At 43.6% G+C, this 21,388-nt stretch carries 22 protein-coding genes, 1 tRNA gene and 1 pseudogene; 12 read left to right on the top strand and 12 right to left on the bottom strand.

The window, feature by feature from the left end; all coding sequences use genetic code 11:
* Position 1: 1 nt before the first annotated feature.
* Positions 2 to 208 carry a hypothetical protein gene (locus H8S63_RS18080; protein WP_007750505.1) on the bottom strand — a complete coding sequence of 69 codons (207 nt, stop codon included), beginning with the start codon at positions 206 to 208 and terminating at the stop codon, positions 2 to 4.
* 68 nt (positions 209 to 276) lie between these two features.
* On the opposite strand from H8S63_RS18080, the gene H8S63_RS18075 reads away from it, so the two are divergent.
* The 3 genes from H8S63_RS18075 (at position 277) to H8S63_RS18065 (ending at position 1,715) form a co-directional block, all read left to right on the top strand.
* On the top strand, positions 277 to 576 hold the full coding sequence (locus H8S63_RS18075) for a nitrous oxide-stimulated promoter family protein (RefSeq protein ID WP_004304816.1): 300 nt from the start codon (positions 277 to 279) through the stop codon (positions 574 to 576).
* A 19-nt stretch (positions 577 to 595) separates the two neighbouring features.
* On the top strand, positions 596 to 1,327 hold the full coding sequence (locus H8S63_RS18070) for an SDR family NAD(P)-dependent oxidoreductase (protein WP_004308271.1): 732 nt from the start codon (positions 596 to 598) through the stop codon (positions 1,325 to 1,327).
* Between the two features lie 118 nt (positions 1,328 to 1,445).
* Positions 1,446 to 1,715, top strand: a complete 270-nt coding sequence (locus H8S63_RS18065; RefSeq protein ID WP_004320675.1) for a zinc ribbon domain-containing protein — start codon at positions 1,446 to 1,448, stop codon at positions 1,713 to 1,715.
* A gap of 82 nt (positions 1,716 to 1,797) precedes the next feature.
* Here H8S63_RS18065 and H8S63_RS18060 read toward each other — a convergent pair whose 3' ends face one another.
* Together H8S63_RS18060 and H8S63_RS18055 are read right to left on the bottom strand one after the other, a co-directional pair.
* A complete protein-coding gene (locus H8S63_RS18060) occupies positions 1,798 to 2,073 on the bottom strand; it encodes a GNAT family N-acetyltransferase (RefSeq protein WP_186927564.1) in 276 nt (91 codons plus the stop codon).
* A gap of 112 nt (positions 2,074 to 2,185) precedes the next feature.
* Positions 2,186 to 3,499 carry a TIGR01777 family oxidoreductase gene (locus H8S63_RS18055; RefSeq protein ID WP_186927563.1) on the bottom strand — a complete coding sequence of 438 codons (1,314 nt, stop codon included), beginning with the start codon at positions 3,497 to 3,499 and terminating at the stop codon, positions 2,186 to 2,188.
* A gap of 131 nt (positions 3,500 to 3,630) precedes the next feature.
* Here H8S63_RS18055 and H8S63_RS18050 point away from each other — a divergent pair, with 131 nt between their 5' ends.
* Together H8S63_RS18050 and H8S63_RS18045 are read left to right on the top strand one after the other, a co-directional pair.
* Positions 3,631 to 4,611, top strand: coding sequence for a lytic transglycosylase domain-containing protein (locus H8S63_RS18050; RefSeq protein ID WP_032853836.1), 981 nt, complete (start codon positions 3,631 to 3,633; stop codon positions 4,609 to 4,611).
* A 38-nt stretch (positions 4,612 to 4,649) separates the two neighbouring features.
* Positions 4,650 to 5,519 carry an ion transporter gene (locus tag H8S63_RS18045; RefSeq protein WP_128857508.1) on the top strand — a complete coding sequence of 290 codons (870 nt, stop codon included), beginning with the start codon at positions 4,650 to 4,652 and terminating at the stop codon, positions 5,517 to 5,519.
* Between the two features lie 4 nt (positions 5,520 to 5,523).
* Here the strand turns inward: H8S63_RS18045 and H8S63_RS18040 are convergent, their stop codons facing one another.
* Positions 5,524 to 5,892 carry a DUF2809 domain-containing protein gene (locus tag H8S63_RS18040; RefSeq protein ID WP_186927562.1) on the bottom strand — a complete coding sequence of 123 codons (369 nt, stop codon included), beginning with the start codon at positions 5,890 to 5,892 and terminating at the stop codon, positions 5,524 to 5,526.
* A 174-nt stretch (positions 5,893 to 6,066) separates the two neighbouring features.
* Between H8S63_RS18040 and H8S63_RS18035 the strand changes: the two genes are divergently transcribed.
* A complete protein-coding gene (locus H8S63_RS18035) occupies positions 6,067 to 6,735 on the top strand; it encodes an MgtC/SapB family protein (RefSeq protein WP_004308274.1) in 669 nt (222 codons plus the stop codon).
* 32 nt (positions 6,736 to 6,767) lie between these two features.
* Here the strand turns inward: H8S63_RS18035 and H8S63_RS18030 are convergent, their stop codons facing one another.
* From H8S63_RS18030 to H8S63_RS18020, 3 genes are all read right to left on the bottom strand, one after another.
* Positions 6,768 to 7,541: a TIGR03915 family putative DNA repair protein gene (locus H8S63_RS18030; protein ID WP_186927561.1), complete on the bottom strand. Its 774-nt coding sequence runs from the start codon at positions 7,539 to 7,541 to the stop codon at positions 6,768 to 6,770.
* A 21-nt stretch (positions 7,542 to 7,562) separates the two neighbouring features.
* The gene (locus tag H8S63_RS18025; protein ID WP_186927560.1) at positions 7,563 to 8,831 is read right to left on the bottom strand and encodes a putative DNA modification/repair radical SAM protein; all 1,269 of its coding nucleotides are present in this window, start codon (positions 8,829 to 8,831) and stop codon (positions 7,563 to 7,565) included.
* A gap of 182 nt (positions 8,832 to 9,013) precedes the next feature.
* Positions 9,014 to 9,190, bottom strand: a complete 177-nt coding sequence (locus H8S63_RS18020; protein WP_007750534.1) for a histone H1 — start codon at positions 9,188 to 9,190, stop codon at positions 9,014 to 9,016.
* A gap of 146 nt (positions 9,191 to 9,336) precedes the next feature.
* Between H8S63_RS18020 and H8S63_RS18015 the strand changes: the two genes are divergently transcribed.
* The 3 genes from H8S63_RS18015 to H8S63_RS18005 all read left to right on the top strand — a co-directional run bounded on the left by H8S63_RS18015 (position 9,337) and on the right by H8S63_RS18005 (position 13,122).
* A complete protein-coding gene (locus H8S63_RS18015; RefSeq protein ID WP_186927559.1) occupies positions 9,337 to 9,984 on the top strand; it encodes a helix-turn-helix domain-containing protein in 648 nt (215 codons plus the stop codon).
* 252 nt (positions 9,985 to 10,236) lie between these two features.
* Positions 10,237 to 10,869, top strand: coding sequence for a hypothetical protein (locus H8S63_RS18010; protein WP_007765521.1), 633 nt, complete (start codon positions 10,237 to 10,239; stop codon positions 10,867 to 10,869).
* 111 nt (positions 10,870 to 10,980) lie between these two features.
* Positions 10,981 to 13,122 (top strand): KamA family radical SAM protein, encoded by a 2,142-nt coding sequence (locus tag H8S63_RS18005; protein WP_186927558.1) that lies wholly within the window; start codon positions 10,981 to 10,983, stop codon positions 13,120 to 13,122.
* Here H8S63_RS18005 and H8S63_RS18000 read toward each other — a convergent pair.
* The 4 genes from H8S63_RS18000 to H8S63_RS17985 form a co-directional block, all read right to left on the bottom strand.
* Positions 13,119 to 14,441 (bottom strand): nucleobase:cation symporter-2 family protein, encoded by a 1,323-nt coding sequence (locus H8S63_RS18000; RefSeq protein ID WP_007765516.1) that lies wholly within the window; start codon positions 14,439 to 14,441, stop codon positions 13,119 to 13,121. The two genes, H8S63_RS18005 and H8S63_RS18000, sit on opposite strands and share 4 nt — an antisense overlap.
* Complete coding sequence (locus H8S63_RS17995; protein ID WP_186927557.1) at positions 14,442 to 15,149, bottom strand: DUF5020 family protein; 708 nt, start codon at positions 15,147 to 15,149, stop codon at positions 14,442 to 14,444. It lies immediately after the preceding gene.
* Between the two features lie 76 nt (positions 15,150 to 15,225).
* Positions 15,226 to 16,821, bottom strand: coding sequence for a SusD/RagB family nutrient-binding outer membrane lipoprotein (locus H8S63_RS17990; protein WP_186927556.1), 1,596 nt, complete (start codon positions 16,819 to 16,821; stop codon positions 15,226 to 15,228).
* A 16-nt stretch (positions 16,822 to 16,837) separates the two neighbouring features.
* Positions 16,838 to 19,972: a TonB-dependent receptor gene (locus tag H8S63_RS17985; RefSeq protein WP_186927555.1), complete on the bottom strand. Its 3,135-nt coding sequence runs from the start codon at positions 19,970 to 19,972 to the stop codon at positions 16,838 to 16,840.
* 106 nt (positions 19,973 to 20,078) lie between these two features.
* On the opposite strand from H8S63_RS17985, the gene H8S63_RS17980 reads away from it, so the two are divergent.
* From H8S63_RS17980 to H8S63_RS17970, 3 genes are all read left to right on the top strand, one after another.
* Positions 20,079 to 20,660, top strand: coding sequence for a uracil-DNA glycosylase family protein (locus H8S63_RS17980; protein ID WP_186927554.1), 582 nt, complete (start codon positions 20,079 to 20,081; stop codon positions 20,658 to 20,660).
* Between the two features lie 41 nt (positions 20,661 to 20,701).
* Positions 20,702 to 21,055 (top strand): arsenate reductase family protein, encoded by a 354-nt coding sequence (locus tag H8S63_RS17975; protein WP_186927553.1) that lies wholly within the window; start codon positions 20,702 to 20,704, stop codon positions 21,053 to 21,055.
* A gap of 65 nt (positions 21,056 to 21,120) precedes the next feature.
* Positions 21,121 to 21,193 (top strand) — tRNA-Trp (locus H8S63_RS17970).
* A gap of 87 nt (positions 21,194 to 21,280) precedes the next feature.
* Here the strand turns inward: H8S63_RS17970 and H8S63_RS20425 are convergent.
* A pseudogene (locus tag H8S63_RS20425) lies at positions 21,281 to 21,388 on the bottom strand (DDE transposase); the annotation flags it as partial.

Genomic DNA, 21,388 nt, shown 5'->3' with positions numbered 1-21,388 from the left:
TCTACCGTTTCACCAACCGCTTAGGTGAACCATGCCACGAGCATCCCAGGCAGAAGACTTCTGTCAAATCGAACCCCTCCATCGAATCTTCCGGATATTTGGGAACGACTTCACCATCTTCGAGCACATAAACCAGCAGCCTGTCACCCTGTTCATTCTTCACATACATAGCTGCAATCTTGCATTGCGGACACAATAACTTTTTCATGCTGCAAAGATACAAATTCTGCATAATCTTCGCTATCTTTGTCACTCCAAAGTGTAAAAAAGAAAGAGATGAAAGCATCACGCATTGCGCACGAAAAGAAAACGGTAGAGTTGATGATCCGCCTCTATTGCCGGAAAAAAGAAAAAAATACAATTCTTTGTGCCGACTGTGAAGAGTTGCTCCGCTATGCCCACGCACGTCTCGACCATTGTCCGTTTGGAGAGAAGAAGAGTGCATGCAAAGAATGCACCGTACATTGTTACAAACCCGTCATGCGCGAACGAATGCGACAGGTGATGCGTTTCTCCGGACCGAGGATGTTGCTTTATGCACCCTGGCAGGCCATACGACATTTATTGAACCTATAACTCACTAAAAAAATCAGTAATGAAAAAAGCCATTATCATTGGCGCTACCTCCGGCATCGGACAAGAAGTTGCAAAATGTCTGTTACTGGATGGATGGCAAATCGGAGTAGCCGGCAGACGGCAATCTGCTCTCGAAAACCTACAACGGGCAGCACCGGATCAGATTCAAATTCAAACGTTGGACGTAACCCAGGAAGATGCAGGCGAGAAATTGAATATGCTCATCGACAAGGTGGGCGGCATGGATTTGTTTCTTCTTAGTTCGGGCATCGGTTTCCAGAATACGAATCTGAACATGGAGGTGGAACTAAACACAGCATACACCAATGTAGAGGGATTTATCCGCATGGTGGATACCGCTTTCATCTATTTCAGGAAAAGCGGAGGCGGCCACCTGGCAGTCATCAGCTCCATCGCGGGAACGAAAGGACTTGGAGTGGCTCCTGCCTACTCTGCCACCAAACGCTTCCAGAACACTTACATAGATGCTCTCGAACAACTTTCATATTTACAAAAACTGAATATCCGTTTTACTGATATCCGTCCCGGATTTGTTGCCACCGACTTGCTCAACGACGGGAAACATTATCCGCTATTGATGGATGCAGCGAAAGTGGGACGTCACATCGCCTGGTCACTGGAGCGGAAACAGCGGATAGTAGTGATCGACTGGCGCTACCGGATACTGGTCTTTTTCTGGAAAATGATTCCCCGTTGGATGTGGAAACGGCTGCCCGTGAAAACCAATTAACACCAAAAGCAAACCAGGAAAGAAATAAATGAATAAATAGCAAGACCGGATTACTTCTTTTCCAATATTTCTACTTACATTTGTCTTGTAACATAAACTTATAATCTAACAAAAAAAGATGGAACAAAAATTTTGTCAAAGTTGCGGTATGCCGATAGACGACTCAACTTTTGGAAAAGAAACGGACGGTAGCAAGAACGAAGATTATTGCCACTATTGCTATGCGGACGGACATTTCACGAAAGAGTGTACCATGGACGAGATGATCGAGCTTAATCTGAATTATCTGGATGAGTTCAATAAAGACTCGGAAGTGAAATACACAGTGGAGGAAGCACGGAAAACGATGAAGGAGTACTTTCCACAGTTGAAGAGGTGGAAACAGTAAATCAGTAATATAGAGATGCGTCGGAAACTATTAAGAATATGTTTCTGACGCATTTTTAGCTGACAAAGTATCTTCTTTGAAATCAATCAACAACACCATTTATTTCCGGGTGTCTTTCCAACCACCTCACCGCATAAGAGCATGTTGCTTTCGGCTTCATCCCGTTGGCTGATGCATACTCATAAGCAGCTTTTACCAAGGCAGCGGCAATCCCCCGTCCTTCAATGGGTTGTGGCACAATTGTGTGGATAATATCAAGAGAATCACCTATCAGGCGGTATTGTACAAAGGCGGTGCGACCGTCTACTTCTGTCTTGAACAATTTTTGTTCGGGCTGATGAATAATTTCGTAATTCATAATTGCTGTTGTTTTAAAGTTGGTTTATCGGCCGTTAAATACTTTCGCTAAACAATCTTATATTATTTATTAGGTGCGGATTGCATAAGCTGATATATGTATATGCCTGCGATCAGAGTTGCTCAATCCACTTCAACTGGCTCGTATCGTATCCACGACGCTCGGCAGCGGTGACGAGTTTCTTCTTGATTTCTTCCGGCAGTTGGGGTGTACGGCTTAGTATCCAGAGATATTTATCAGTACTGCTGCCTACCAGGGCATAATTATAATTCTCTTCATCCAGTTCCAAGACATAATAATCAGAATAGAAACTAAGGAAGAAAGACACTTTCAGTTTGCCCGGCTGTGCGGGATCGGGTATTTTGGCATGTCCGTTGGCAGTCTTGCAGATGTCGTAAGGAGAATTACGTTTGCATCCCCGGTTCTCCACACGAATCATGCCGTCGGGACGGAGCGTGTAAGTAGCCGTGACGTCTACAAGTCCGTATTCAAAGCGATTCTCGTAGCGGGCTATTTCATACCAAAGTCCCATATACCGGTGCAGGTCGAGAGAGGTAACCGTACTATGGTCCGTACCTCTGAAAAGACGTCCGACATTGGGAATGGAGAAATGAAATCCCGCCTCCGTCAGACGCGTTGGGCGGACTCTCTGGCCAGCAGTCAGGAAAGATGCCGCTTCACCATATAAGATACGGAAAATTCGTTGCGGAGCTACCATCGTTGTCCATGCCCGATAAGCCTTTCCCATCGCACGGGTGAAAGCATATTGCGAAATCTGCTGCGGAGCAACCAGATTATATACCCCATGTGTCTCTTCGTGAGTGATAAAGAACTCCATTGCACGGCAAAGATCCCGTATCGATATCCACGGAAAAACCTGCGTACCGGGACCGATGGCAGTGGCTATCTTGGTGGCTTGCAAAGGGCGAAGCATCTGCTGCATCGCTCCCCCGTCCGGAGAAAGCACTACGCCGAAGCGTGTAATAACGAGCCTTGTAGGTTCGGGACAGTGTTTCGCTTCCTTTTCCCACGCATAGCAAAGATCGGACAGAAAACCTTCTCCACGGGTACGGGTATATTCGTCCACCTCCGCTTCCGAAGGATAATAACCTACGGCAGAAGCCGAAATCATCAGTTTCGGTTTCGTTTTGACTGCGTTCAAAGCGCGGATAATACGATTGGTTACAACAATACGACTGTTGAAAAGCTCCTGTTTATATTCCGGTGTCCAACGTTTATTGATAGGTGCACCTGCCAGGTTGATGACAACATCACAATGGGTCAGTGTCTGAATCAAATAACCGGACATACCTTCGCGAAACATCGACCTTCCCAGAGGAATGATCCGATGTCCGCCCTTTTCTGTAAGATAATTAGAAAGATGTTTACCTATATATCCGGTAGCTCCGGTCATTGCTATATTCATCTTGATTCGTTGTTTATTTTAACTCTATTAGAAAAACGTATAAAATGCAAGAAAAGTTCTTTGAAAAAAGCAAAATGAGGTTATCTTTGCAAGATAGACGTAAACATTGAAGCATCCAAAAAGGTTATAAAATGAAAAGACGAATGAAAATCAACTATATTCTTACACTTATATTAGTATTTTGCATCGGCGCTTCCATCCCAATATTGACAGGCAGCAGCCAAGTGAACGAACAACATTCCGCCAAATCGGAGGTGCCTTATTGTGTCACTCCGCCTACTGTTCCCGCACAGGTCACCTTCGACGGGGAAACGATCGACCTCCGCCGCTATGACCGTCGCGAACGGATGGACCGCGAGATGATGGCCTTCACCTATATGCACTCCACCACCATGTTATTAATCAAGCGCGCCAACCGTTACTTTCCCATCATCGAACCGATACTGAAAGCAAACGGTATCCCCGACGACTTCAAATACCTGATGGTCATCGAGAGCAATCTGAACAACATTGCACGCTCTCCGGCAGGAGCAGCGGGCCTGTGGCAATTTATGCCTGCCACCGGACGGGAATTCGGGCTGGAAGTGAACGATAACGTAGACGAACGCTACCATATTGAAAAAGCAACTGTTGCCGCCTGCAAATACTTCAAACAAGCGTATGCCAAATATGGCGACTGGATGGCTGTCTCCGCCGCCTATAACGCCGGACAGGGACGTATCTCCTCCCAACTTGAAAAGCAGTTGGCAAGTCATGCCATGGACTTATGGCTGGTAGAGGAAACTTCCCGCTACATGTTCCGTCTGCTGGCAGCCAAAGAGATATTCAACAACCCGCAACGTTACGGATTCCTCTTGAAACGGGAACATCTGTATCCGCCTATTCCTTATAAAGAGGTAACCGTCAACACTTCTATCGACGATCTGAACGACTACGCAAAATCACAGGGAATCACCTATGCCCAACTCCGTGATGCCAACCCCTGGCTGCGCGACACTTCATTGAAGAACAAGACCGGAAAGACATACATTCTCTATATTCCTACACAAGAGGGAATGTATTACAACCCGCAAAAGACCGTTGCCTACAATAAACAGTGGGTCATCGACTAAAAAGGCTTTTTCTTTAATTCCGGCCAAACACTATTGATATGAAACTGAAAGAAAGAATCCATCGTTTTTTGCATGACGAGAAACTGAAACGAAAGTTGTACGTCATCATCTTCGAATCGGACACCCCTGCCGGGAAATTGTTCGACGTGATTCTTATCGCCTGTATTCTGGTCAGCGTATTGCTCGTCATCATCGAAAGCCTGAAAGGACTTCCCACCTATCTGACGACTCCGTTCGTCATTATGGAATTCCTTTTCACCGGCTTCTTTACTTTCGAATACCTGACGAGAATCTACTGTTCACCCCGTCCCCGGAAATACATATTCAGCTTTTTCGGTATCGTAGACTTACTGGCCACGTTGCCTCTTTACATCGGTCTGCTCTTTCCGGGCGCCCGCTATCTACTCATCATCCGTGCCTTCCGCCTGATACGTGTGTTCCGCGTCTTCAAGCTTTTCAACTTTCTGAATGAGGGGGAACGGCTGCTCACTGCCTTGCGTGAAAGTAGTAAGAAGATTGCAGTGTTCTTCCTGTTTGTCGTCATTCTGGTGACTTCCATCGGAACGCTAATGTATATGATTGAAGGAACGCAGCCCAACTCCCAGTTCAACAATATCCCGAACAGCATCTATTGGGCTATCGTCACCATGACTACCGTAGGTTATGGAGATATTACTCCCGCCACCGGCCTCGGAAAATTCCTTTCCGCCTGCGTCATGCTCATCGGTTACACGATTATCGCCGTACCGACAGGTATCGTATCTGCCTCCATGATGAAAGAATATAAACGCAGAAGAGACAAAGAATGCCCCAACTGCCATCGATCCGGACACGAAGATAATGCAGAGTTTTGCAAATATTGCGGCCACAGCCTGGCCCCATCCGAAACCAAAGCGGAAGAGAAATAAATCCCTATGATCTACGCCGGACGAAACGCTCGAATAAGACAATGAAAACGCATCCCACAGCATAGCAGGCAATATCTCCCCAATCGAACGTAGAACCCAGCACAATTCGGGCTACGCGGTTCGTGACACCCAATGTTTCCACCAGCTGGAAGTATTGCAAGACTTCTACAAAACAGGCAAAAAGAAAGACATAAAACGGCATCCGCGGAATCCCCGTCGGCAGAAAGATACGTACAAAGCTATATACCAGCACTACAACCAGCATATCTCCGACATAGGGACGTATGAAACGGTCGCGCACATACAAAGCTATCAACACCTCCATACAGAAGATCACCAGAAAGCTGATTATATAAAAAATTCTTTTCTTCATTATTTGCTCGGTCGCGGGATTAAACATTTATTTGAATCTGCGAATATACGATAAAATGAATTGGATACGTTCAAATATTACTAAATGATTGATACAAAAAGGGGAAATAATTGTATATTTATGGTCCTAAGCATTTTTCCACAAACAATAAAAAACAGAAAGGAGATTGAACACATGATGTTGAATATGGATTTTGTAATCCGTTTATTGGTCGCCGGAATACTGGGAACCATCATTGGACTGGATCGTGAATACCGTGCCAAAGAAGCCGGATACCGCACTCATTTTCTCGTGTCGCTAGGTAGTGCTTTGATTATGATTGTTTCCCAATACGGGTTTCAGGAAATTATAAAAGAAAGTAGTGTCACACTCGATCCCAGTCGGGTGGCGGCACAGGTTGTCAGCGGCATCGGATTTATCGGTGCAGGAACCATCATCTTTCAAAAACAGATTGTACGCGGACTGACTACCGCCGCAGGAATCTGGGCAACAGCAGGTATCGGTCTGGCGGTAGGTGCAGGAATGTACACCATCGGTATTGCCGCCACGGTGTTGACCCTCGTCGGACTGGAACTACTTAGCTATCTATTTAAAAGCATCGGAATGAAAAGCTCGATGGTTTCTTTCTCAACTCCCAACAAAGACATACTGAAACAGATAGCGGACAGATTCAACTCTAAAGACTACCTGATAGTCTCTTACGAGATGGAAACGCAACACACGGGTGAAACAGAATATTATCAGGTTACGATGGTTATCAAGTCGAAACGGAATAATGATGAAGGGCATCTGCTTTCGCTGATACAGGAATTTCCGGATGTAACGGTGCAGCGAATTGAATAGTCAGACTTTCGCTCCTCTCCCAAAATGGAAATCTACTTCTGCTTTTCCGTCAGATACTTCCAATAACGTACAGGCATATCCTGCCTGTGCTTTCTCGGATTCATGCGTTCTTTGATACAAATGGCCTTGAAATATGTCTTCCAAAGTTGTTGGAAAAGCTTCTCATCCTTGTCCATCAGACTTTCGTCCAGCATCCCCGTAATCAAATGGGATTCACGGCTGTCATCATCAAACGAGATAGTCGTCACCTCCTGCAAGTCATAATAAAATCCGTAACGGCGTTTCATGTCGTAAATAATCCACTTCTGATCGGCAAAACGGTCTTTGAAATGGTGAACCGTCAGCGGGAGCGCATTATACTGCGGTTCGAAAGCGGCAAAGAATGTACCGTCGGCAGCTTTCTGGAAACGGACAAACTGCATCAGGTGCACACATTCGCCATCCACTTTCTTCCATATTTGCGCCAATTGCAAAACGTCCGGATCACCAAAATTGGTTTCAATAGAGCGGGGTGCATCGATTGCTTTACGGATATATCGAAAAATAAGAATTCCTATTTCCGGAAGTTCCGACAGCCAACTTTGCGTGAGGCAACCCAAAGCAGAAGAGGAAACTTTCTTCTGCAATCCCCGCCACACACGCCCGGCCTTTTCTTCATCGGTCACTACCGTATGCAGCTCATCACAAAATAAAGGCAAAGCATCTCCTTCCGACAACAAAGCATCGGGAAAAGTCTTGCGGAAATAGGCGTCGAACACAGCCGTCAGCAGCCCATCAAAGGTTTTATCGTAAATATAAACATTCATAAAAAACACCAAGCATATTTACTATTCGCCAAAATCAAGCAACAGCTGACGTTCATCCACTTTCTTTTTCGGTTTCGGCAACAATAAGCTGCGCACCCGTTGCGGAGAAAGTTCGTTCACTGTCTGCATCTGGAGAGGCAGTTCTTTGCAAGTGATGAAATATTGCGCTTTCTTCATCACCACTCCTATCTTCTTCAGTTCATAAAATCCCAGCCGCGAAAAACGACGGGAAGCAACAATCAGTTTCGCCGACTTCACCCCTACTCCCGGCACACGGAGCAACATTTCGTAGTCCGCCTTATTGATGTCGACAGGAAACTGTTCGGGATGGCGCAAAGCCCACGAGAGTTTCGGGTCTATTTCGAGATCGAGGTCCGGATAGGAATCATCCACAATTTCATCTACCTTGAATTGATAAAAGCGCAATAACCAGTCAGCCTGATAGAGCCGGTTTTCACGTACCAGAGGCGGCTGTTTCAATGCCGGAAGGCGCTTATCATACGTATTCACGGAAACGTAGCCCGAGTAATAGACACGTTTCATGGTGGGGCGCCCATAAAGTGCCGACGAAAGAAAAAGAATATCTTTATCCGATTCGGAGGTAACTCCCACAATCACCTGGGTACTTTGTCCCGCAGGTGCGAAACGCGGTGCGTGGCGAAACTTCTGCCGTTCTTCTTTACTCTCCAACACGCCTTGTTGAATGTATTTCATCGGAGCAAATACGCTTTTATGGTCTTTTTCCGGTGCAAGCAGTTTCAAATTTTCTTCTTTGGGAATTTCAACGTTGACGCTAAGACGATCGGCATACAATCCGGCTTCATTCACTAATTCGCGACTGGCTCCGGGAATACTCTTGAGATGGATATAACCGTTAAAACGGTACACTTGCCGCAAATCTTTGGCTACACGCACAAGTCTCTCCATTGTATAGTCCGGATTACGGACCACTCCGGAGCTAAGAAACAGCCCTTCGATATAGTTACGACGGTAAAATTCCATCGTCAGCTCCACCAATTCCGAAACGGAAAAGGTAGCGCGGGGAAGATCATTGCTACGACGGTTGACGCAATAGGCACAATCGTAAATACAATAATTGGTAAGCATGATTTTCAATAGCGAGATACACCGCCCGTCCTCGGCAAAACTGTGACATATCCCCCATCCTCCCACAGTGTTTCCCAGCGTTCCCGGCTTATTGGAACGCACCGTACCACTGGAAGAACAGGAAACATCGTACTTGGCAGATTCTGCAAGTATCTTCAGTTTAGCTAAGACGTTTTCGTTCATGATTTCCAATCTGATTATTGTCGCAAATATACGATTAATATTAAGAATACAAAAAAACCAGACTTTCACAAGCCCGATTTTCAGTACATAAGTTGCAAAAAGAGAAGCTTAAAAAATAAAAAGAGGATATATCATGATGATATACCCTCTCATTTCTTCTGATATCTTAGTAGTTTCTAATCTTACTTTTTAGAAGCTTCCAAAGATGCTTTACGGAATTCTTTCATTGCTTTTTCGATTTCCAAAGAAGCTTTACGAGCGCGAGTTCCTGCTGCTTTGTTACCGTTTTCAATCTGAGCGTTAGCATCTTTTGCGAAGTCAGCATACAGAGCTGCTACTTTTTCTACCAATTCTTTCATAATCCTTTTATTTTTTCGTTAATAATGTGTCGCAAAAATACACTGTTTCCCGAAATAAACGCGTAAAAACAATATTTTTTTTGAAATATTCTTTGAAAATAATGCAAAAAAAGGTCTTTTCGCCATTTTTACCTACCTTTGTAGCCATGAAACCGCTTACAGATACCGATTATATACATACTTTGATTGCTGAAGGAGAGCATCAACAACAGGACTTCAAATTTGAAATTTCCGATGCACGCAAGATAGCCAAAACCTTGTCCGCTTTTGCCAACACCGACGGAGGAAGATTGCTTATTGGCGTGAAAGACAATGGAAAAATAGCAGGCGTACGTTCCGAAGAGGAGAAATATATGATTGAGGCGGCCGCACAACTTTATTGTGTGCCCGAAGTGGAATATACAATGCAAACATACATAGTAGAAAGACGACAGGTATTGGTAGTCACTATCAAAGAGACCCTTCACAAACCGGTGTATGCCAAAGACGAAACTGGAAAACCGCTCGCCTATCTCCGTATCAAGGACGAAAACATATTGGCGACACCTATACATCTCCGCGTGTGGCAACAGAGCGACAATCCCCGTGGCGAACTAATCCGTTACACTGAACGTGAACAGCTTTTGCTCGATCAACTGGAACACGGTACTCTACTATCACTCAACCGTTATTGTCGTCAGACAGGAATCTCACGCCGTGCCGCCGAACATCTGCTTGCCAAATTCGTTCGTTATGGTATTGCAGAACCTGTATTCGAAAATCATAAATTCTACTTCCGGATGAAAGGTGAATGATCGCAATTACATTAGAGACTTTATGCTAAACAATGATGGTACTTTTCGGCTCATCGCAGAAGAAAGTCGGCATTCAGAATCCTGTTTTCAAAAAAGAGACAATGCCGGATATTGAAAAGGACTTGGAATGTTGGTGAAACCCAACTGTTTTTTGTACCTTTGCACACGAAATATCAGCTTGGTTGGTATGCAACAAAGCTATCACACACGTTCAATTAGTAAATTGTAAATAATAAAATTGTAAATACAACAATGGGCTTATTTGGTTTATTCAAGAAAAAATCCGATGAAACAAAAGTCGGCAATGTAGAAGATTTCATTTCTCTGACCCGGGTCTATTTCCAGTCAGTTATCGCCACTAACCTTGGTATCACAAATATCCGCTTCCTGCCGGATGTAGCCAACTTCAAACGTTTATTCAAGGTACCTACGCAAAATGGCAAGTTAGGATTGGCCGAAAAGTCAGCTTCGCGCAAAATGTTGATGCAGGACTATGGATTGAATGAGAGTTTCTTTAAAGAAATCGATTCTTCCGTAAAACGCAACTGCCGTACTCAGAATGATATTCAATCTTATCTGTTTATGTATCAAGGATTCTCTAACGACTTGATGATGTTGATGGGGAATCTGATGCAATGGAAGTTCCGCATGCCGTCTATCTTTAAGAAAGCACTTTATGGCATGACTCAGAAAACGGTCCACGATGTTTGCACAAAGACTGTATGGAAAGCTGATGATGTGCACAAGACTGCAGCGGCTGTACGTCAATACAAGGAACGTCTGGGATACTCGGAACAGTGGATGACGGATTATGTGTATAATATTGTCTTATTAGCAAAAAAAGAGCCGAAACGCAAGAATGATGACACGGAAACGAAAAAATAAGTTGCTCTAAAATGTTAGAAAATCGTAAAGATTAGCACGATAGAAAAAGCGGAGGTATGAAACTTCCGCTTTTTTCGTATCTTTATATACCATTAAATAGAGAGATTGCTTATGAAACAAAAGAAAATGCTTACACTTACTTTTTCACAATTGAAACAAATCTATAATCAAGAAATTCCGGAAGTGGTGGAGATGGCTGATAAAAGCTCTTCTGTTGAGGAGTTTAAGCTCAAAATGCAACGATTTCTGGAGACTTGCAGAATGGAGAATAAGACTGCGAAAGAGGCTAGGGAGCAAATTCGACTTTTACTCCATTATGATGGACAGAATGTCCATGAACTGTCTACGGGACAGGATATGTCAATACAGACAATACGGTTGCTTTATGAATTTCTGACGGGAACATTAGAAAACATGGAGTTACCGACAGACTTATTCATAGAACTCTTTCAAATGTTCAAACGATTGAAAGGGGATGTAATACCTTTACCGTCTCCGCAACGTATCAAAAACCGGAATGACCGTTGGGAAACAGGATTAGATGAAGAGGTACGGGAAGTGCGGGATGAGAATAAGGAGCGGATGTTGCATTTACTGATTCAAAAGATTGAAAACAGAAAGTCGAAACCTTCGGCACGTTTTCATTTTGAAGAAGGGATGAGTTATGAAGAGAAATACAGACTGGTGAGCGAATGGTGGAATGACTTTCGCTTTCATTTGGCAATGGCTGTTAAGAGTCCGGGAGAGTTGAACCGTTTTCTAGGAAATTCACTTTCGTCAGAAACAATGTATTTGCTTCATCGTGCCCGAAAGAAAAGGATGCCGTTTTTTGCCACTCCTTATTACCTGTCATTACTCAATGTTACGGGATATGGATATAACGATGAAGCGATCCGGAGCTATATTCTTTACTCGCCACGACTGGTAGAAACTTATGGAAATATCCGCGCATGGGAGAAAGAAGATATTGTAGAGGCGGAAAAACCGAATGCAGCAGGATGGCTATTACCGGATGGACATAATATTCATCGACGTTATCCGGAGGTTGCTATTCTTATTCCTGATACGATGGGAAGAGCGTGCGGAGGACTTTGCGCTTCTTGTCAACGGATGTATGATTTTCAGAGCGAACGGTTGAATTTTGAGTTTGAAACGTTACGACCGAAAGAGTCATGGGAACGCAAATTACGACGCTTGATGACTTATTTTGAAGAAGATACGCAATTGCGGGATATTCTTATCACCGGAGGAGATGCGCTGATGAGTCAGAATAAGACACTTCAACACATTCTGGATGCAGTATATCGAATGGCCATACGCAAACAGAAAGCGAACCTTGACCGTCCGGAGGGTGAAAAATATGCAGAACTGCAACGGGTAAGGTTAGGTTCCCGTTTACCAGCCTATTTACCGATGCGCATTAATGACGAGTTAGTGGAGATATTGCGGGAATTCAAAGAAAAGGCTTCGGCAGCCGGTGTGAAACAGTTTATTATCCAGACCCATTTCCAGACCCCATTGGAGGTGACTCCGGAAGCTAAAGAGGCTATTCGGAAGATACTTTCCGCTGGATGGATCATCACGAACCAATTGGTGTACACAGTGGCAGCTTCGCGACGAGGACATACAACACGGCTCCGACAAGTGCTTAATTCATTGGGAGTGATGTGTTACTATACTTTTTCCGTGAAGGGCTTTAATGAAAATTATGCGGTGTTCGCACCCAACAGCCGTTCGATGCAGGAACAGCAGGAGGAAAAAATATATGGCAGAATGACACCGGAACAGGCAGAAGAATTATATAAGATATTGGAAACAAAGACGGGAACAGAAAAAGATATGAAAGAAAAAGAAGAGGTTGCCAAACAGTTAAGGCGGTTCATGAGAAAACATCACTTACCTTTCCTTGCTACAGATCGCAGTGTACTGAATTTACCAGCCATCGGCAAAAGTATGACTTTCCAATTAGTGGGACTTACAGAAGAAGGGAAACGCATCCTATGTTTTGAACATGACGGAACGCGCCGCCACAGTCCGATTATTGACCGGATGGGACAAATTTATATTGTAGAGAACAAATCGTTGGCCGCTTATCTGCGCCAATTGGCTAAAATGGGAGAAGACCCGGAAGATTATGCTTCGATATGGAACTACACCAAAGGGGAAACCGAAACCCGTTTCAGTCTCTACGAATATCCGGATTTCCCCTTCCATATAACTGACAAAATGAGTAATCTGAGTATTGAAGATTAATCTTTCTCTTCTTTTACACGTATTACTATATTGGCAATAATTGCAGTCAGGCCTCCGGTAGTGATTCCCGATGAAAAGATACTTCGAATCGCTTCAGGGGCTTGTTGCAGTACGTCCGGCATTAATTCTACTCCCAAGCCAAGAGAAAGGCTGACCGCTAATACCAACGTTTCTTTACGACCGATTTCCTGAGAAGAGACAATGCGGATACCTGCGGCGGCTACCGTACCGAACATAAGCAAGGTTGCGCCACCCAGTACTGGATCGGGCATTAATGAAAAAACAGCCCCTACAATAGGGAACAAGCCCAAAAGTACAAGCATTGCAGCAATATAATAACCCACATAGCGACTGGCTACTCCAGTCAGTTGAATAATACCGTTGTTCTGCGCAAAAATAGAGTTTGGGAAGGAGTTAAAAACTCCGGCAAGGAAAGAGTTGAATCCGTCTGCCATTACTCCACCTGAAACTCGTTTCAGATAAGAATCACCTTCAATCGGAAGACCGGATATCATAGAATTGGCAGTCACGTCGCCCGTCGCTTCAATAGCCGTAATCAAGTAAACCAGCCCAATAGCTATAAAAGAGGAAACATTGAAGTCAATGCCATATTTAAAAGGTTGAGGAATATTGAAACTCATCAGCATTCCTACATTCAGAGAGCTCATATCGACTTTCCCTAAGACAAAAGCCAAACCATAACCAAGACAAAGCCCAAGAACAATGGAACTCATGCGCAGGTATTTATTTCCGCAACGATTGAAAAATAATACACTTAAAAGTACCAGTGCAGCAATAGATAGATTTTCCCAAGTTGCAAAGGTTCCGTTATCCATAGCAGAATATCCACCTCCGCAAGACACGATCCCGACTTTTATCAGGCTCAATCCGATAAGTAGCACAACAATACCGGATACTAACGGAGTGATGATATTACGCAAGTACTTAAAAGTACGGCTGACAATCATCTCGATGGGCGCGGCAGCCATACAGGAACCGAAAATTAGAGGTAATCCACCGACAAGCCCTGTGGCAATGATAGGCCCTATAAAAGAGAAACTGGTTCCCTGAATACAGAGCAGCCCCGCTCCTATCGTTCCGAAACGGCGACATTGAATGAAAGTTGATACTCCTGAAGCAAAGAGAGACATAGAGACCAGAAAACTCGTCTTCTCCACATCCAGTTTCAAAGCACTCGCAATGATAAGTGGCGGTGTAATGATGGCAACAAAGATAGCCAACAGATGTTGCAAAGCGGCAAACAGCGCATCTTTAAAAGGAGGACGGTCTTCAACACCGTAGATTAAATCTGTTTTCATTTAATTCAATGTCCATTTTAGGGCTAGTGTCGGGATTGCATAAAAGCCATCACGATTACCGAAGTTATTACTTAATTCCACTTCCGAGCCTATACTTAAGTTGAAATTCTTATTTACTCCTTTAATACGGTTCAGGTTTACCCAAAACTGTGGTTCGGTAAGGAAGATCGTTTTCCCATAATCCGTTTCCTCACGCCACCAGTCGGCAAACCCGGAGAAAGTCAGCAAGTTATGGCAAAAATTAATGTACCAAGTACCTGTCAATTGGAAATTGTTAGGTGATTTATGCTTCTGAATGTACTTATACATGGCGCTCACAGTGAAACCTTTTGAGAAAGAAGCATTGTTATAAGTATAGGTAGCACCGGCCAGATAAGCATTATTGTAAGAAAATCCTTTTGCCAAACCACCGTTATATTCGAGATGTGCGGAAAAAGGAGCTTTCCAGAATTTCAACTCACGGGCAATCTCCCAATAAGCGGAAGCTACCCCATCGGAAGTATAATCCATATCAACAAAGAAATAGGTACTTCCCCAAGCATCGGAATGGAATTTCTCTACAGTAGAAGTCAGCAAAGGACGACCTTTTAAATCTTTATCATACAGGGAACGTCCGAAATCATAATGCAACTGTATGTTTTGAGCCCGCAATCCCGACACGGGCCAAAGCAACATACAAAGAAAAAAAGCAGCAATAATCTGTTTCATGAATAAATGTGTTTTTTAATGAAAGCGCAAAATTAGTTAAACCTGCACATATACACACATTACTTACACAGATTTTTTATTCCAAACTATTATTTCCCGTGTCCCACCATAGGTATGTACCTTCGTGGTCTTCTCCATCCAAAGCTTTCACAAGGGCAGAATATTGCTCCGGATCTTCTGTTTGCAAAGTACCGGGAAAGTGAAGTCGGCGTACCATCGTCTCCGAATCTATACATCCGTTCCTGCTATGATTGAAACGTACGGGAAACAAGCGGGGATATCCCGTACGTCTTTGTTCAGCCCAAGCTTCACAGCCTTCGGGAAACATGGCAATCCACTTTTGGGTAATAATCTTCTCCAGCTTTTTCTCCTTATCATCCGACGGATTCCATTTTGGTGATACCTTACAACGAGCTTCCACATTATTCTCCGTTTCATAAGTGTCTACAAAATTTGAAGCTATCCGTTCGCTCTTCAAGTAATCTTCTACTCCATAAACACCCCATTGTTCGAAAGAAGTCATCACTCCGTTCCGATAGCAGTTTTCTTCATCTTCGTCTGTCCAACCGCGTAAAGCGGCCTCAGCACGTAAAAACCAGACTTCAGAAGCCGTCATCAGAGGTGCGTCCGTAGCCTGTGTGACCGACAATCGGGACAGCCCTGCATAATGATTATGTGCAAAACAAGTTCCCTGACGAATGCCACGATACTCTCCCTTAAACTTTTCATCCGTACAAGGAACGAAATAGGCTTTGAGTCGGGGATCACCGTATCCTGTAAGTATAGACTCCATTGAAGCATTCATATACGTTTCATTCCACACCAGATTAAGTTCTCCCAACGGATTAATATATCCCGATTTTGTAGAAACCGCAACTTTTTCCGATCCTCTCTCAAAGAAACCGTAATCATTTTCCTTTATCTTCTCTATTTCCGAACGTGCCTTGTCGGGAGCGATTGATGCAAGACGCATAGCCAAACGCAAGCGCAAAGAATTGGCAAACTTCACCCAAGAGGAATACTTGCCATCCAGCAGAATGTCAAACCGGGCGAACCCATTGGATTCCGGTTTTTCTTCTATATAACCGATAAGAGCGACAACGGCAGAATCCAGTTCATTAAAGAATTCATAATAGACCTCTTTCTGCGTATCAGGTTGATAATGCTTTTCCGCATTCGCAAAATGCCTGTAAATAATAGGACCATAGTAATCCGTTACCCGATGCATTACTTCCACTTTCAATATTTTCGTAATACCGAACAGGGCTGGATGAGTATCACGGGTAGCATTCTCCGACTGATATATCTGTGGAAAAATATACGAATACACATGTGTCCACATCGCACTGTTCCAACCATCCTGCATATTATAATCGGAATTATTGGAACCACCGTTCAGAGGTTTGGCGTCATGCATATATCCACTGAACATATCCGCATTCAAATTCTGTATCAACTGGAAAGGCCAGTTCTTCCCCTTTCCGTAATCGTAATTAAAATAAATGCCTTGTTGGATAATCCCCAGACGGATTCCATAACCATTATCATCAATGATCAGATCTTCATTCGTAATGCCGGACAGATCGGTATTATAATCGCGGAAGTTGCCCGTGCATGCTACGCAAAAAAGCCACCAGCCTATCAAATATAAATATATGTATCGTTTCTTCATTTTCCCTTTTCAGCTTTTAAAACTCACATTTCAGCGTAAAACCCAGGCTACGGGTAGTAGGCATTCCGAACACCTCGATACCTTGATTATCATTTCCTGTAGAAAGTACCAGATCCGGGTCAAAAGGTGCTTCCTTATACAAGAAACACAGATTACGGGCTACAAACGAAAGTTGCACATTCTTCAATACTTTAGTTTTCTGCATCCATTCCTTAGGGAAATTGTAACTCAGCGACACTTCACGCAAACGCAGATTAGTGGCATCGTACATATAATATTCCGTCACTCCGGCACGTCCGCCTACCACATTCTTATAGAATCCTTTCACATTGTCTATCCGTTCCCCTTCCAGCACAACATATCCTTTATCACGAGCGTCTGCTGTTATTTCCGACACTCCATAAAGATCCATTTCCGCCTGCGTTTGCGAAAGGACTTTACCGCCATAACGCCAGTCGAGCAAAAAGTAAAAACTGAATCCCTTGTAAGAAAACGTATGATTCCATCCCATTAAAAAGACCGGATTGGCATTTCCTACTTTCACCGTATTACCATCTCCTTCCACCAACGGCAGCCCTTTATGGTCTCCTTCCGTCCCATAAACAATCTTTCCCTGATCATCGCGCACAAAAGCTTTTCCATATATATCCCCGATAGAACCGCCTTTCACCAATTTCATAGCATAGCTTGAAGAAAAACTTGTAGGTCCGTAAACGAACTCCTTCAAGTCATCATGCAACTTCACAATCTTATTCTTATTGGAAGAAAAATTGAGCGACGTCTTCCATGTGAAGTCAGAAGTTAACACCGGAGTAGCATTCAGCGTAATTTCCCATCCCTTGTTTTGAATATTTCCGGCGTTCACATACCGATAAGCAAACTCATCACCGGCGAGAGCAGGAAGTTTGAAAAACTGATTATACGTGTTTGTGCGATAATAAGTCAGGTTAATTCCCAAACGGTGTCGGAAGAACTTCCATTCCGTTCCGAATTCCATAGCATGAGTCATTTCCGGTTCCATTTCTTTAAAAGGCGCAGCATCATTTGCCTGTACTTCACCACCGGCATTGACGTGCGAAGTGGAATTTGTGATGTACAGAGGGATATCATTTCCCACTTTACTGTAAGCCCCGCGTAGTTTTGCAAAAGAAATCCATTCGGGCAATTTCAGCCATTTATCAAGCAGTATAGAAAGGCCGACGGACGGATAAGCAAACCCTGATTTCTCATGCTTGGTATAGGACAACGTGGACGACCAGTCATTACGGGCTGTCAAATCAAGAAATATCTTTTCCTTATAACCTATCTGAGCCGTACCGAAAAATGATTGCAACTGCCGGTGTGCATCTATCTTCTGATCAATACTGGCAGAGCTGTTCATCACGATATTGGCAATATTAAACACATTGGCGTATTTCAAAGAAGCATTCTTCGAGTCGTAACGGGTTGAGTTCACCACCTTATCATTGATACTGCCGCCAATAGCCGCATCCAGAGTAAAATCACCCCATGTTTTCTTAAACATAGCCATCACGTCACCATACATCTGCGTTTCCTGATAGTCCATCTCAAGATAACGCCCGTTCACTCCGCATAAAGCAGTTGCGGTAGAAGCATAGAATTTCTGACGCAATTTGTCAGCCCAATAATCCATATTGCCACGTGCTTGTATCGTCAGCCAACCATTCACTTTGAAAGTGGCGGAAAGAGCAAGAATGACACGTGTGCGTGTTTCCTTGCTTTGGATACGATTCACTATCCAATATGGATTCTGCTCAAAATCTTCGGTAAACGTATGCCAATTCTGCACATTCAAATTACGCTCTTCATTATAAGTTTCAAAATGCTCCTTATAATAAGACAGATCTTCGCCACGCGGAAAACGGTAAAGCCCTACTAACGGATTCATATAGAAACCTCCTGAGACGGGCTTATTCTCAACCGTTTGTTTCATGACATTGACATTGCCATCCAACTTCAGACGTTTGTTGAACATGGCAGCCGTTTCACGCAGATTGATGTTATGCTTCTTTAATTTATTCCCTTCAATAATGCCTCGTCCGGTAGTATTGGCATAAGAGAAATAAGTTTGCAGATTTTCATTTCCGTGACTGACGGATACGGAAGTCATGGAAGTAAGTCCGGTACGGAAAAAATCATTCAGATTATCATGCACCTCCAAACTTTCCTTTTCACCCCAACTATCTATCACATCACTCACCCCATAGCTATTTTGCATCTGGGGTAAACTGAAAGCCTTTTCAAAAGTAAGTCCGGTAGAGAAGTGGATACTTCTTTTCCCTGTAGAATTTCCTTTTTTGGTAGTGATCAGGATTACTCCATTGGCAGCCAAACTTCCATACAAAGCCGCTGCCGGGGCGCCTTTCAAGATACTGATACTTTCTACATCCTCCGGATTCAGATTGGAGATACCATCACCTCCATCTCGGTTTCCGGCATTTGCCGTTCCGCCAATCGCCGAATAAGCCTGTTCCGGAGAAGTGTTGGACATCGGCACACCGTCTATTACATAAAGCGGCTGATTATCTCCGGATACCGAACGGACTCCCCGAAGAGTAATTTTGGCAGAACCACCCATACCGGAAGAATTCTTGTTGACCTGCACTCCTGCAGCTTTTCCGACAAGGGCTGTTATCATATTTATCTCCTTTAGCCGATTCAGTTCTTCCCCTTTTATTTTCTGAGTCGAATAGGCCAAAGTAGATTCATCCTTTTCAAGCCCTAGAGCAGTCACAATTACATTATCAAGCATGACCGTATTTTCTCGAAGGGAGATTTCAAGCATTGCCCTACCCGCTACTTTGACTTCCACTGTCTCATAACCGATAAAGGAAACTTGCAGAATAGCGTTATCCGGAACGGACAAAAAGAAGCTACCATCTATATCACTGACAGTTCCGTTCGCTCCTCCTTTCTCACGAATGGTTGCCCCGATAAGCGGCTCACCGTTGGTATCGACAACACGTCCCCTTACCGTTGCCGTCGCATTATCCGTAGGGGTTTCTATGGTTTCTATAAACGTAACTTGTTCCGAAGCGTAACCATTCTCGCTTAAAAAGAAGAATGAACTCAATAAACAACTTACAACAACTTGAACTCTCAATGATATTATAAAAGACTGTCTGTTCATTATGCCACAAAAATACGTAAATATTTTATATATTGCATTTTTTCACATTGATTTTGAACGAAATAAACATTATCACTATTTTTGCATGAAATTAAAATGATACATAATGATAGAAATCGAGAAACATCCACTAGAACCATTTCTTCCGGCAAAAGCCAAACTGCTAATGCTGGGAAGTTTTCCACCGCAGAAAAAGCGTTGGTCTATGGACTTCTATTACCCGAACCTGAATAATGATATGTGGCGTATTTTCGGTGTGTTGTTTTTTAATGACAAAGACTACTTTCTAAATCCTACACGGAAAGCGTTTTGCCGTGAACGGATTATAGACTTTCTAAATGAGAAAGGAATTGCACTGTTCGATACGGCCTCATCCGTTCGCCGACTACAAGACAATGCGTCCGATAAGTTTCTGGAGGTTGTGGAAGCCACCGATATTGCCGCAATGCTTCGTCGGCTTCCCGAATGTAAGGCCATCGTTACTACCGGTCAGAAAGCTACCGACACACTCCGGCAACAATTGGATGTAGAAGAACCGAAAGTCGGTGATTATTCGGAGTTTGTTTTTGAGAAACGTGCAATGAGGCTGTATCGTATGCCTTCATCGTCGCGAGCATACCCATTGGCATTGGATAAGAAAGCGGCTGCCTATCGAATCATGTATCAGGATTTACAGTTACTACCCTAAATGTGAAACAACAAATATCAAATAATAAATTAGAAATGAGTATGACACCTTTATTTTTGCAGTACCCGGCATGCAGCACATGCCAAAAAGCCAAAAAGTGGTTAACAGAAAATAACATTGAGTATACAAACCGGTTGATTGTAGAAGAAAATCCTACAATAGAAGAGCTAAAAGCATGGATTCCCCGTAGCGGTCTACCTATAAAGAAATTCTTCAACACTAGCGGACTCGTTTATAAAGAGCTGAAACTGAGTGAGAAGTTGCCAAGCATGAGCGAAGAGGAACAAATAGAACTGCTGGCAACAAACGGTAAGTTGGTGAAACGTCCTCTAGTAGTAACAGACAGTTTGGTATTGGTCGGTTTCAAGCCCGACGAATGGGAAAAATTAAAATAGTTCAAAACTTATTTACCCGAATGTTTGGAGATTCAGAAGTTTCTACTACCTTTGCAGCCGCAAACACGGGAGTAGCTCAGTTGGTAGAGCACCGGTCTCCAAAACCGGGTGTCGGGAGTTCGAGCCTCTCCTCCCGTGCAATAAGAAAACCGCAAATAGTCGTCAAGCCATTTGCGGTTTTCTTATTATTGCCTCACAGATAAGTTACTACGGGTCAGTAGAAATTTAGTGGGGATACGCATATAGTTTAGCAATGCGGAAAAGGAAGAACCTCTTGTCAGCTACGCCTCTTAGGTTTGCTCTGAATAGTTTAATTTTAGCATTGAAAGATTC

This window comes from Bacteroides sp. NSJ-39 (genome assembly GCF_014287315.1).
GTDB classification, from domain to species: domain Bacteria; phylum Bacteroidota; class Bacteroidia; order Bacteroidales; family Bacteroidaceae; genus Bacteroides; species Bacteroides finegoldii.
This window is presented reverse-complemented; position numbering and strand designations above follow the sequence as displayed.